This is a genomic window from Erwinia pyri (assembly GCF_030758455.1).
GTDB lineage: Bacteria > Pseudomonadota > Gammaproteobacteria > Enterobacterales > Enterobacteriaceae > Erwinia > Erwinia pyri.
On record NZ_CP132353.1, the window covers coordinates 2663882 to 2676470 of the forward strand.

Annotated in this window: 10 protein-coding genes and 1 tRNA gene; 4 read left to right on the plus strand and 7 right to left on the minus strand. The window is 55.5% G+C overall.

Annotated elements, in window-relative coordinates; genetic code table 11:
- Positions 1–23 precede the first annotated feature (23 nt).
- The gene (locus Q3V30_RS12465; protein ID WP_306206097.1) at positions 24–2228 is read left to right on the plus strand and encodes a bifunctional diguanylate cyclase/phosphodiesterase; all 2205 of its coding nucleotides are present in this window, start codon (positions 24–26) and stop codon (positions 2226–2228) included.
- Positions 2229–2296: 68 nt separating this feature from the next.
- Here the strand turns inward: Q3V30_RS12465 and exaC are convergent, their stop codons facing one another.
- Positions 2297–3817 carry an acetaldehyde dehydrogenase ExaC gene (exaC, locus tag Q3V30_RS12470; RefSeq protein WP_306206099.1) on the minus strand — a complete coding sequence of 507 codons (1521 nt, stop codon included), beginning with the start codon at positions 3815–3817 and terminating at the stop codon, positions 2297–2299.
- Positions 3818–4130: 313 nt separating this feature from the next.
- Entirely contained in the window at positions 4131–4853 is a 723-nt protein-coding gene (locus Q3V30_RS12475) for a glutamine amidotransferase (protein WP_306206101.1), read from the minus strand.
- Between the two features lie 243 nt (positions 4854–5096).
- Here Q3V30_RS12475 and Q3V30_RS12480 point away from each other — a divergent pair, with 243 nt between their 5' ends.
- Both Q3V30_RS12480 and Q3V30_RS12485 read left to right on the plus strand, forming a co-directional pair.
- The gene (locus tag Q3V30_RS12480) at positions 5097–5984 is read left to right on the plus strand and encodes a DMT family transporter (protein WP_306206103.1); all 888 of its coding nucleotides are present in this window, start codon (positions 5097–5099) and stop codon (positions 5982–5984) included.
- A gap of 60 nt (positions 5985–6044) precedes the next feature.
- Positions 6045–7418: a CoA transferase gene (locus Q3V30_RS12485; RefSeq protein ID WP_306206104.1), complete on the plus strand. Its 1374-nt coding sequence runs from the start codon at positions 6045–6047 to the stop codon at positions 7416–7418.
- A 59-nt stretch (positions 7419–7477) separates the two neighbouring features.
- Here the strand turns inward: Q3V30_RS12485 and Q3V30_RS12490 are convergent, their stop codons facing one another.
- From Q3V30_RS12490 to Q3V30_RS12505, 4 genes are all read right to left on the minus strand, one after another.
- Positions 7478–8032 carry a TorD/DmsD family molecular chaperone gene (locus tag Q3V30_RS12490; RefSeq protein WP_306206106.1) on the minus strand — a complete coding sequence of 185 codons (555 nt, stop codon included), beginning with the start codon at positions 8030–8032 and terminating at the stop codon, positions 7478–7480.
- Positions 8033–8068: 36 nt separating this feature from the next.
- Complete coding sequence (locus Q3V30_RS12495; RefSeq protein WP_306206107.1) at positions 8069–8806, minus strand: phosphatase; 738 nt, start codon at positions 8804–8806, stop codon at positions 8069–8071.
- A gap of 52 nt (positions 8807–8858) precedes the next feature.
- Positions 8859–9800 (minus strand): glyoxylate/hydroxypyruvate reductase GhrA, encoded by a 942-nt coding sequence (ghrA, locus tag Q3V30_RS12500; protein ID WP_306206109.1) that lies wholly within the window; start codon positions 9798–9800, stop codon positions 8859–8861.
- An 86-nt stretch (positions 9801–9886) separates the two neighbouring features.
- On the minus strand, positions 9887–11344 hold the full coding sequence (locus Q3V30_RS12505) for a peptide MFS transporter (RefSeq protein WP_306206110.1): 1458 nt from the start codon (positions 11342–11344) through the stop codon (positions 9887–9889).
- A gap of 230 nt (positions 11345–11574) precedes the next feature.
- On the opposite strand from Q3V30_RS12505, the gene Q3V30_RS12510 reads away from it, so the two are divergent.
- Positions 11575–11662 (plus strand) — tRNA-Ser (locus Q3V30_RS12510).
- A 352-nt stretch (positions 11663–12014) separates the two neighbouring features.
- On the opposite strand, the gene Q3V30_RS12515 is transcribed toward Q3V30_RS12510, so the two are convergent.
- On the minus strand, positions 12015–12407 hold the full coding sequence (locus Q3V30_RS12515) for a hypothetical protein (protein WP_306206112.1): 393 nt from the start codon (positions 12405–12407) through the stop codon (positions 12015–12017).
- Positions 12408–12589: the final 182 nt, after the last annotated feature.

Sequence of the window (12589 nt, forward strand, 5' to 3'; positions counted from 1 at the left end):
GAAAGGTGGGTCAGGAGGCGGCTATGGCACAGATCGGGTTGATAAAAAAGATGAAAATAAAAGAGAGCTTTCGCATCCATTTTGTCCGTGAAGTGCTGGTTCCACTGGTGTTGGTGCTGGTGTTCACCTTTGCGGCAGCCAGCTTTACCCTCTGGTGGGCAACGGCACAAAGTAACGCCAATGCCGCTGCTCAACAGCAACAGATAATAAAAACTTCACTCTCTCAAAGCCTTAAAGAGATGATCAAGCAGCACCGAAGTCTGGCACTGTGGCAACCCCTCGCCCGTCAGTTAATAAAAGATCCACAGGATACGGCATGGCTCAACCTGAATGTTGGCGCCTGGCTCTCAGGCATGTTTGGCCATCAGCTGGTTTACATCCTGGATGGCAATAACCAGCCTGTTTACCGCTGGGAAAATGGTGCCAATGTGCCGGAAGCGAAGTTTGCTCACTTGCAGCAGCCAATTGCACAGCTAATGAAGCAACTTAAAGGTCCCAATTCCGGGCAGAATGGTCACCAGGAGGTCGTCGACTTTACGCTTATTGATAACCGGCCAGTTGCGCTGGCAATGGGGAGTATTGATGAGAACAGCAGCCAGGCTGGAACTTTCACTCTGGTGAGCGTGAAATATCTGGATAACGATTACCTTACTGCGCTCTCCCAGCGAAGTTTGCTGCATGACTTACGTTACACCGATGGCAATCCAGTACAGAACGGCGCTAACTATTTATTAACCACGCAGCGTGGCCAGCCCCTTGGCCATCTCTCCTGGCAGCCCAACACGCCGGGCACCGGCATGCTGGCCGTGATTGGCCCGGTGGTGGTGATTGTGGTGTTAATCATTACCCTGATTTGCGTGGTGATGATCCGCCGCCTCTGGCTCTCTTCACTCAGGCTTTCGCAAACCTTGCTGCAGCTCAGCGCCAGCGAAGCGCAGTCACAGCATCTGGCTTTCCACGATGTGCTGACCGGCCTGCCCAACCGCGCCCTGGTTGATGAGCGGCTTACGCAAAGCCTGGGAAGGCTGATGCGCAGCGGAGAGCAGGTGGCGCTGCTGCTGCTCGATCTGGATCGTTTCAAGCTGATTAATGACACCTATGGTCACCATGCCGGCGATGATTTGATTATTGAAGTGGGCCGTCGGGTCAGTGAACTGGTGCGCGAGCAGGATACGGTAGGCCGGCTGGGCGGGGATGAATTTGTGGTCATTCTGGATACCGTCAACGATCCGCGAGAAATTCAGCGCATGTGTGAGCAGATTATAGAGGCCCTCTCCCGCCCCTTTACGCTGCTGGGCAGCGATACCTGGATTGGGGTCAGTATTGGGGTTGCCATCGCGCCGGAAGATGCCGTGGATCGTTCAGAGATGATGCGTAAAGCTGATATCGCGCTTTATGAAGCCAAAAGCCAGGGCCGGGGCATCTACCGCCTCTTTGAGCGGTCGATGGATGAGTCGGTAAAAACGCGCCAGCAAATTGCCGCCGATCTGCGCCTTGCCATGCAGTCCAGGAGAGACCTGGCCGTTTATTATCAGCCACAGATGGATATTTCTGGTCAAAAAGTGGTCGGGCTTGAAGCCCTGATGCGCTGGAATCATCCGGTTCATGGGCCGATCTCCCCCAGCGAATTTATCCCGCTGGCGGAAGAGATGGGGCTGATAATTCAGATTGGCGAATGGGTGCTGCGGGAAGCCTGTCGCGTTTCGCTGGCGTGGCCTGAGCTGACCATCGCCGTGAATGTCTCTCCCCTGCAGTTCCGCGCCGCCGGTTTTGTGGAACGCTTTAAGGCGATTGTAAAACAGGAAAAGACCCACCCTACCCGTATCGAACTGGAGATCACCGAAGGGGTGCTGATTGAAGATGAGAAAGGCGCGCAGGAAACCATGAGCAAGCTGCGCCAGGCCGGGTTCCGTATTGCGCTGGATGATTTCGGCACCGGCTATTCAAGCCTGAATTATCTGCGTCATTTCTCCGTAGATAAAATCAAAATCGATCGTTCGTTCACCCAGTCGCTGGGCGTGACGGAGAACTCCATGGCGATTATTGAGTCCGTGGTGAGGCTGGGTCAGGCGATGGGGCTTACCGTTACGGCAGAAGGGGTAGAGACCCAGATACAGATGACGGCGCTGGCTGAAGCGGGCTGCAATCAGCTGCAGGGCTATCTGTTTTCTCAGGCCGTCTCTGAGGAGCATATCGTTGATTTGCTGGCGCAGCGCAAGGCGAGCTGAAGCGGTTACGCCTGCGGGAAGATGTTAAAAGGGCTGCAGATGCGGCCCTTTTTCACTCCCGGTTACGGTCAGAAGAAGCCCAGCGGCTCTACGCTGTAGCTCACCAGCAGGTTTTTGGTTTGCTGATAGTGATCGAGCATCATTTTATGCGTTTCGCGGCCAATACCCGATTTTTTGTAGCCGCCAAACGCGGCATGCGCCGGATAGAGATGATAGCAGTTGGTCCAGACTCGTCCCGCTTTAATCGCCCTGCCCACGCGGTAAGCGCGGTTGATGTCCCGCGTCCAGACGCCCGCACCCAGGCCATAGATTGAGTCATTGGCGATGGCAATCGCTTCCGCCTCATCCTTAAAGGTGGTGATGCCGACCACCGGCCCGAAAATCTCTTCCTGGAATACCCGCATGCTGTTGTTACCTTTCAGCAGCGTAGGCTGAATGTAGTAACCGGTAGAGAGCTCGCCTTCCAGCTTCTCAATGCCGCCGCCCGCCAGCACTTCCGCCCCTTCCTGTTGGGCAATTTCCAGATAAGAGAGGATCTTATCAAACTGCTGCTGCGAAGCCTGCGCGCCAACCATGGTTTCGGTATCCATTGGATCGCCCCGCTTAATGGTTTTCACCCGTTTTAACACCGCCTCCATAAAGGGTTCATAGATCGACTCCTGCACCAACGCGCGGGATGGGCAGGTACAAACCTCTCCCTGATTCAGAAAGCCCAGCACCACCCCTTCTGCTGCTTTCTCAATAAACGAGGGCTCCGCCTGCATAATATCTTCGAAGAAGATATTAGGGGATTTACCGCCCAGCTCTACCGTTGAGGGGATCAGGTTTTTCGCCGCCAGCTCAAGGATATGGGTGCCCGTTGCGGTCGAGCCGGTAAAGGCGACTTTAGCAATGCGCGGGTTGCCAGCCAGCGCCTCACCCGCTTCACGACCGTAGCCGTGGATCACGTTCAGCACCCCTTTGGGCAGCAGATCGGCAATCAGTTCCACAAACAGCGTAATGGAAAGCGGCGTCTGCTCAGCGGGTTTCAGAATAACGCAGTTACCGGCAGCCAGCGCCGGAGCCAGCTTCCATGCCGCCATCAGCAGCGGGAAGTTCCAGGGGATAATTTGCGCCACCACGCCCAGCGGCTCGTGGAAATGATAGGCCGCGGTGAACTCATCGATTTCAGCCGCCGTACCCTCCTGCGCGCGCAGGCAGCCGGCAAAATAGCGGAAATGATCCACCGCCAGCGGCAGGTCAGCAGCCAGCGTTTCACGCACCGGCTTGCCGTTATCCCAGGTTTCGTTCACCGCAATGAACTCAAGATTCTCTTCCAGCCGGTCGGCAATTTTCAGCAGCGTTAACGAACGAGCCTGAACGGAAGTTTTGCCCCAGGCCTCGGCTGCGGCATGAGCCGCATCCAGCGCATTTTCCACATCCTCACTATCCGAGCGAGGAAACTCACCAATCACCGATCCATTAACTGGCGAGGTGTTAGAGAAATAGGTTCCCTTCACTGGCGGAACAAACTCGCCGTTAATGAAGTTGCCGTACTGTGCTTTCAGCGTAATTAAAGACTCATTAGTACCGGGATAGGCATAGCGCATCTTGGTTCTCCTCTGGATAAGCTCGCGATGCGAACTTAACAATGAAATAACTCATGATTAACAATAATGTAAAATATGAGCATGTCAGATCTCCGGCCGGGAAACTGTGACCGGGACATCAGGAAAGTGGCTGAGAGCGTGAGATGACGCTGCAGCCCTCTGAATCAGCAGAAGAGCGAACTGCTCTGCGACAGAGAGAACCGGGCTTTATTGGCGCCTGCGCTGGAAGCGTGCCGGGAAAGCTGAGAGAAGCTGGAGAGGCCAGGCAGCGAAAAGTATCAGCCCGCTCCTGAGACGGCGGGCGGGAGGAAATTCAGGCGAGCTTGCTGAGCTGACGATGCTGCTGCCAGAAATCCTGCAACAGCTGCAGCGGCGTGCCGGGCTCCTGCTGATGCGCCACCAGGCTGCTTAGCGCTTCGCTGCCCTGGCTGTTTTGCAGGCAGGCGCTCATGATCTGGCTGGTAAATTCAGGATGAAACTGCACCGAGAGCGCCTGCGGCGTATAGCGGATAATCTGGCAGCGATCCAGTGCCGAGGCAGCCAGCACCTGTGCGCCCGGTGGTGGCTGAACTACCGACTGGCGATGCGAAAGCCAGGCGGAGAAATGCACCGGCAGCGCGCTTAATAAGGGATCGTGCTGCGCATTGTCGTTCATTTCAAGCTGCTGCAGCCCTCGCTCCCAGCCACGCGGATTATCATCAACCACGCCGCCCAGCGCATAAGCCATCAGCTGATGCCCGTAGCAAACGCCAAGCAGCGGCAGCGCCTGCTCCACGGCGCTGCGGATCCAGGCGGCCGTCCTTTCGCTCCACTCAGCATGGTCGGTGACCATGGCCCAGGAGCCGCTGAGAATGGCAGCGGAAATAGTACCCGGTTCCGGCAGCGCTTCGCCCAGATCCGGGCGCACAACAATATACTCATCAGGCTCGAGGCCCAGCGCGGCGATAAACCAGTGCTGCTGTTCGCCTACGATGTTGCTGACGGCTTCAGGTGGGGCTTCAAGCTGGATAATAGCCAGGGGAAGAGAAGAACGCATAGCGAGGGCCATCCTTATCAATTTCAACGCTCCCTGCCGACGAGCAGAGGCTCCGAAGCGCTATGATGGCATGCTGACGGCGGCCTGTCTCATCACTTTTTCTGAGAGATACGTTAGCAAAAGGCATAACCCCTGACGCAGCAACCGGCTAAAAAGAGGGAAATAAATCTCCTTTCCGCGCTCAATTTGCTGGCGAATCATGCCATGATAAAAAGGTGATCTCACGCACAACAGGACTCTCTCGTGGCTTTGCGTCATTTTTTGCTTATTCTGCTGGTGGTAACACTCTGGGCCTTTAACAATGTTGCCATCAAATGGGGATTGATCGATCTCCCTCCGCTGTTCCTCACCCTGATGCGCTTTGTGGTAGTCGCGCTGATTCTGGTGCCTTTTACCCGCGTTAACCGCGCCCAGCTGCGTTATCTGGTGCCGCTGGCCTTCACGTTTGGCTTTCTGCATTTTTCCCTGCTGTTTGTCGGCATGAAATATACCGATGCGGGCACTGGCGCCATTGTGGTTCAGCTCGGCACGCCATTCGCGATGATTCTGGCGATGGTGATCCTGAAAGAGAAGCTCTCGGTGGTGCAGCTGACTGGCATTGCCGTTTCGCTAACGGGCGTGGTGGTGCTGGCAGGCAGCCCGACCATTCCGGCGTGGTGGGTGCTCTGTCTGCTGCTGTGCAGCGCAGCGGGTTGGGCTGTCAGCAATATGCTGGTCAAGAAAGCGCCTGCCATAAAACCGCTGACCATGACCGGCTGGCTCTCTTTTCTGGCTATTCCGGTGGTGGGGCTGGCCTCGTTTCTGCTGGAGTCGGACCAGATCACCAGCCTGATGCACTCAAGCTGGCGCGGCTGGTTCGGCATCCTCTACAGCGCCATTTTCTCCTCTATCATCGCCTATTCGCTCTGGTACTGGCTGCTGCGCAGCTATAACGTCAACCTGATCATGCCCTACTCGCTGCTGACGCCGGTACTGGCGGTGATCCTGGGCGTGGTGGTGCTGGGTGACAGCATGAACATTTTCAAAGTTGTCGGCGCGCTGCTGGTGATTATTGGTACCGCGATTGCGGTGGTGAACCTGCGTAATTTACGCATGCATGCCCGGTTGCCGAAGTTCCGTCGCCTGCGTTAGCGCCAGGCAAAAAGCGACTTTCATTGCTAAGGTGTAAAACATCAGCAAAGGGAGGCAGCAATGGACAACGGGTTTATCTCCACACTCTGGCAGCAGCTCTGGTACGGGCTGCGCAGCCCCGATACGCCGCTGCCAGCGGTAAACTTTCACGGCGGGCAGCGCTTCTCCTCACTCTATCCGGTAACCGAGCTGACGGGAACCAGCATAGCGCTGGCGATGCAGGCCGCCGCTGAACTGGTAAAGAATCCCCACCAGATGGAGGTTGATACCCGTCTGGCTTCCCGCTGGTTTCAGCACAGTTTCTCGCCGATTAATCGTTCTGCGCCCGCTTTGTGGGATCCCTTAGCCGGAGATTACGCCACGCGTGATGGCTGGATCCGTCTGCATACCAACGCCCCTCATCATCGCGCTGCCATGGAAAGCGTGCTGGGTAAACAGGCCGACCGGGCCAGCCTGGCGCAAGCCGTCAGCCAGTGGGATAAAACGGCGCTGGAAGAGGCGGTGGTCGCGGCAAAAGGTTGCGCTGCTGAAATGCGCAGCGTGGCGGAGTGGCAGGCGCATCCTCAGGGTCGCGCCGTACAGCGTGAAACGTTGATTAAGCAGACGTTACAGCAGGAGGCTGCGCCGCCGCGCTGGCGTTTACTGCCTGCACGCCCTCTGCTGGGCGTTCGCGTACTGGATTTGACCCGCATCATCGCCGGCCCGGTTGCCACCCGCTTTCTGGCGGGACTGGGCGCGGAGGTGCTGCGCCTCGATCCGCCTGGATGGGAAGAGCCGACGCTGGAAGAGGAAATTACCCTGGGCAAACGCTGCGCCCGGCTGGATCTGACCTCCTCCGCAGGACGCAAACTGTTTGAAGCGTTGATCGCTGAAGCGGATGTGCTGGTGCACAGCTATCGCGCCGATGCGCTTAGCGGGCTGGGCTATGACGCCGAAACTCTGCAAACGCTGTCGCCGGGGCTTATCGACGTCAGCCTTAATGCCTGGGGCTGGAGTGGCCCGTGGCGCAACCGCCGCGGTTTCGACAGCCTGGTGCAGATGGGCTGCGGCATTGCCGACAGCGGCAGGCTGTGGAAAATGAGCGACGCGCCCTCCCCGCTGCCCGTACAGGCGCTGGATCATGCTACAGGCTACCTGACGGCCGCTGCCGTGCTGGAAGGGCTGCGCCAGCGGAGGATGCATAACAGGGGTTTTACCGCGCGGCTCTCTCTTGCCAGAACCGCCTGCCTGCTGACAGAAAATCCGCTGCCGGATACGGAGCGACCTCAGGGCCTCGGGCCTGCTGAACCGCACGATAATAATGTCGAAACGGAGATCACGCCGTGGGGCATCGGCTACCGTCTGCGCTCACCCGTCTGGCTGCCGGGAACGCCGCTGGCCTGGTCGCGTTCAGCCACGCCGCTGGGTTCCGCTCAGCCTCAGTGGCGGCGATAACAGGCAAAAAAAAGCACCTCACTTATGGAGGTGCTTTTTTAGCAGTAAGATCCGGTGGATCAGACTTCCCCTTCCTCTTCCAGCTCATCCCGCATCGCCTGGATCGCCTCGCGGCTCAGCGCAGCCAGCGTACGGTAGAAGGCTGTGGTGGCATGCGCCTCAACCTTGCCCAGGAACTGACCGCACCACGGCAGTAAGTAGTCATCAAACAGCGTGATTTGCGCCTGGATCTCATCGGCCTCAGACTGATCTTCCAGCCATGACGCCGCCAGCAGCAGCGCACCAATATGATCGGCTGGCCCCTCGCCTAACGGCATGCCCCGGCTCTGCAGGAAGCCACGGATTTCGCTCTCCTGCGGACCATTATCCCAGTGCGATCCATAGGGAGGCACCTTGCAGTCGCTGCCAACAAACAGCGCGTTGTAATCTGCAGCCAGCGACTGCGGATCGCTGTTTTCCTGCAGTCGGGTCAGCAGTTCATCCTGCTCCAGCGGCCAGTGCTGTTGCAACTTGCCTTCGCGCAGCATAGTAAACAGCGGCACCAGCAGCGGATCCTGAGGCTGGCGGTTGTAGAGCGAGCCCAGAATACGGCAGATGATGGAAAATTCATTCATGAGGGTCAGTCCATTCAGAGGTTAATTGTGACAGTGTCACATATCAGCAAATTCAGTAATGCTTTTTCCGGTGCGCTGCGTCAGGAAATCTAGCAAACGGCGCGGTGAAACATTTAATACGCGATCTTCCGGGAAATCCACTTCCTTCATGATCCGCAGGCAGTGTTCAAAATTGCCCAGCGTGAAGGCCGTGTGGGAATCGGATCCGCAGGAGATCCATCCTCCGGCATCGCGCACGGCGGCAACGATAGCGCGGCAGTTAGGTTCGCTGCCCGGACGGGAGGTGGTAAAGGAGGAGTTATTTAACTCCAGCGCGACATTATATTTCGCCGCTGCTTCGGCAACTGCCGGGATATCGATCGGGTATTTCGGGTTGCCCGGATGGCTGATGATATGCACGTTGCCGCTGGCCATCGCCGCAATCATCGCTTCCGTATGGGTTGCCTTATCACGCGGGGCAAAGACCGGCTCGTGGAAGCCCGCCACCACAATGTCCATGGCATCCATCATCGGGCCGGTACAGTCGATCTCCCCATGGAGATTTTTGATATTGGCTTCGATGCCGCGCAGGATGCCCACGCCGTCTACCACGCGCGGCCAGACGCGCATATTCACAAAATGCCAGTAGTGTGGCGCATCCGCCATATCAGGGCCGTGGTCGGTGATAGCAAGCAGCTTTACGCCACAAGTTTGTGCCTGAACCACATAATCGCGCAGCGTGCTGTAGGCATGGGTGCTGGCAACGGTATGCATATGAAGGTCAACGGGGTACATAGCTTTCTCCTTTTGGCTTAGGGCAAGAATAGCATTCCCGCCCGGCAATGACTCAATATCCGCGCGTCACATCCACCAGACCGGCAGGCGTTTCACCCGCTTCCTGCTGGAGAACAGACTTAGCGATGTAGTCCATAGCTTCTTCCGGCAAGGTTACAGCGGCATTATGGGGAGTGATGGCAATGTCCGGATGCGCCCAGAAAGGATGCTGTTTATCCAGTGGCTCGCGCGTAAACACATCCAGCGCTGCCGCCTTTATCTCCCCTGCCGCCATTGCCGCCAGCAGATCCTCCTCAACCAGATGCGCGCCGCGCGCCAGATTAAGCAGGAACGCCTGAGGTTTCAGCTGGCTGAGCAGCGCGCGGTTAAGGATGCCTTCCGTTTGTGGCGTATTGGGTAAAAGGTTGATTAAAACCTGGGTTCCGGCGAGAAACTCGCCAAGCTGTTCTGCCCCGTGAAAGCTGGTGACGCCAGGCAGCTCTTTAGGCGAACGGCTCCAGCAGCGCACCGGGAATCCCCATACCTTAAGGCTTTCTGCCACGCTGCTCCCCAGCACGCCTGCCCCTAAAATGCCGATGCTGAACGCTGCGCGGGATCTGTTTGGCAGAGGTTGCCACAGCGCCTGCGCTTTCTGCTGCTGATATTCCGTAAAGCGGCGGAACCAGCCGAGCACGTGATAAACCGCATACTCCTGCATCTGGCGTCCCATGCCGGTATCTTCCAGACGGAACAGCGGAACGCCTTCAGCCAGCATATCGGGATGCTGGCGCAGCTGCCCGAGGATATCATCCACGCCTGCGCCAAGCGCATAGACACCCTTCAGCTCTTTACGGCCTTTCAGCATCTCTACCGGCGGCTGGCGCACCAGCGCGTAGTCGGCAGGTGCAGCGTCACCCGTCTGCCAGGCGCGAACACGGGCCTGAGGAAGACGCTGCTGTAAACCCTTGATCCACTTCTCTGCATTAAACGAGGGGTGATAAAAAATGATATCCACAATGCTCTCCTTTTTTCTTCAGGCTCGGGGAAAACCACCCGGCTGGCAAGCAAAATTGTTGTGTGGCTGACAGCGCCAGCGAACGATTAGCGGGCCTGGATCAGTTTGCGCAGTAGCGGCATCAGCAGCAGTAAAACCAGACCGACCGCCGCGCTACCCCAGCCCAGCAGACTGAAGATATGGCTGTAGCCGGGATTAGTCAGCGCTGGCGTACTGCCGCTGTTTTCCGGCATCAGGCCAGAGACATAACCTGCCAGCACCGAGGCCACGCCCGTCACCATCATCCAGCAGCCCATCATGATCCCCTGATAGCGCACCGGCGCCAGCTTGCCGATCATCGCGTAGCCTATTGGCGAGATCAGTAGTTCACCGAGGCTTTGCAGCAGATAGCTGATAACAATCCATTTAAAGGCAACCATGCCATCGGCGCCAGCCAGCATAATGCCGAGCGGCAGTACCAGCATGCCCAGGCCGATAAAGAACAGCGAAGAGGCGAACTGCAGAGGAATATCGATGCGCCAGCCGCGCTCACGCAGATTACGGAAGCCCAGCGCCAGCAGCGGCCCGCCAATGACAATGGTCAGCGTGTTGATGTTCTGCACCCACTGCGGCGCCACCTGAATGCCCCAGACGTTCAGTGAAATATTGTGCTCGGTAAACAGCATCAGCCCCATCGGTGCCAGCTGATAGAGCGTCCAGAACACCAGCGACCCCATCGCCAGCAGCAGATAGGCCGCCATCCTGCGCTGCTCTTCACGCGGACGATGGCGCAGCGTGGTAATGCCCAGCAGCAGAAAGATCGCCGCGCCCAGGCTGATCACAAAGGTGCCGGTAAAATCAGCGTGCGTCAGCATGATACGGATCAATGGCACCAGCAGCACCAGCACGGACAGACCGATTATCATACGCAGGCGGAACTGCTTTTTAGTGACGTGCAGCAGCGGCGTGTCGATATCGGCCAGGATTTTCCAGCGCATCACCGAGATAACAATGGCCACCGCGTTGCCGATAGTGGCAAACAGGAACAGCGCCTTGTAATGTTCCGTGAGCTGGAAATAGCCCGCGCCGGTAAAGCCGATAAAGAAGCCAAGGTTCATCCCGGCATAGTTCCAGAGGAACGCACTTTCACGGCGGTTATCCTCCGGGGTGAAACGCTGGGTCAGCATCATATTGATGCAGGTGACGTTCAGCCCGCTGCCGGTCAGGAACATCGCCAGTCCCCAGTAAAGACCTTCGGCGCTCTGCCCGGACAACACCCAGCACCCAGCCACCTGAAGCACCATGCCCAGCACAAAGAGATTACGATTACTCAGGTAGCGACCGCCCAGGTAGCCACCAAACAGATGCAGCCCGTAGTTGAAGGCACCAAACACGCCCATCATCGCATTGGCCTGCCCTTCGCTAAAGCCAAGGCGTTTGGTTGCATAGAGCACCAGCGTGGAGTAGAGAACCGCAAAGCCAAGCGTGGCGAATATCTGGATAAAGAACAGTGCGCGGGTGCCGGAAGGCGACGCCGCTGCAGGACGTGGTAGGGAGGTGTTCACATCAGACCCCGTGATTATCTTGCCGTTTAAAGCGCATTATTATGCACGCTGCGCTGGGGAATGCGCGCCTGATATGCTATTTCGCTGCCGTGCCTGACTCTTTTGGCGATTTAAGCAGCGATCTGCTCTAAAACTGGCTAAACGCGCAGAAAAGGCGAGAAAGAGTGTTGACCCGCGCGCCGCTTTTGCCTACATTAGCGCCCGTCAGCAACCTGGTTGCGGCATAAAACGGTGAGGTGTCCGAGTGGCTGAAGGAGCACGCCTGGAAAGTGTGTATACGGCAACGTATCGAGGGTTCGAACCCCTCTCTCACCGCCATATTCAAAGAGAAAGTCTGAACGAAAGTTCAGACTTTTTTTTGCTTTGGGTTTGGTGAAAATGTGGAGCATCCTCAGAAAAGGCATTTGCAGCAATATCACATAACTTCAATGATAAAGAGCATAAGAAAAAAAATGACTTTCATTTATTTTTACTAATATTTTAGAAACTACGTCTATATGTTTATCATGCATTTTGGGCGGATATTACTTGGATAATATAACTATCTTTTTTGTTAATCTCCATCAAGGAAAATATATCAAACCCCAATATTAACCATTACCAGAAGTTAGTAATAGATACAAAAAAACACCCATAAATCATTAATAAATATTCTTATCTGGGGCTAGTTTCAACTATATTTCATTACTGGCTTAACTGAAGACAAGACCTCTATAACTTCATCACCGGTAACTATGAGATAAGTTTTTATTGAATTACTGTCATGTATGTTAGCGCTTTGCTCACTAAACCAAGTAAGATAACAGGAGTTTTCAATTGTATAAATTCCAGTAATCATTTCGCCCTTGAATTCATATTGCATTTTTAACAGATTTCCCTCATCCGTCACTCGAAAAGAATGTATCCAGTCAAATGATACCTGGATTGCATTAGCTTTATCATAAGCTGTATCACTTGTAACTAAAGCTAACTCAAGCGTTCCAGAAGTATATTTTAAATTCTCTAACCGCATATTTTTTAAGTGATGTTTATTACACACTATATTTACTAATTTCTCATTCATATCGCGTCACTCATCATATTTAAATTTAATTGTTTTTTCCAGACTGGATTTCCAATATTGGCCTACCATCAGTACTTCGTTCTCATGATGCGTAAACACTCTAGAAAAAAGGCGATGGGCAAGTAACAGCAATTCGCGAAATTATTCAGATGCCCACCATATCAAATGATGGAAAAAACCCC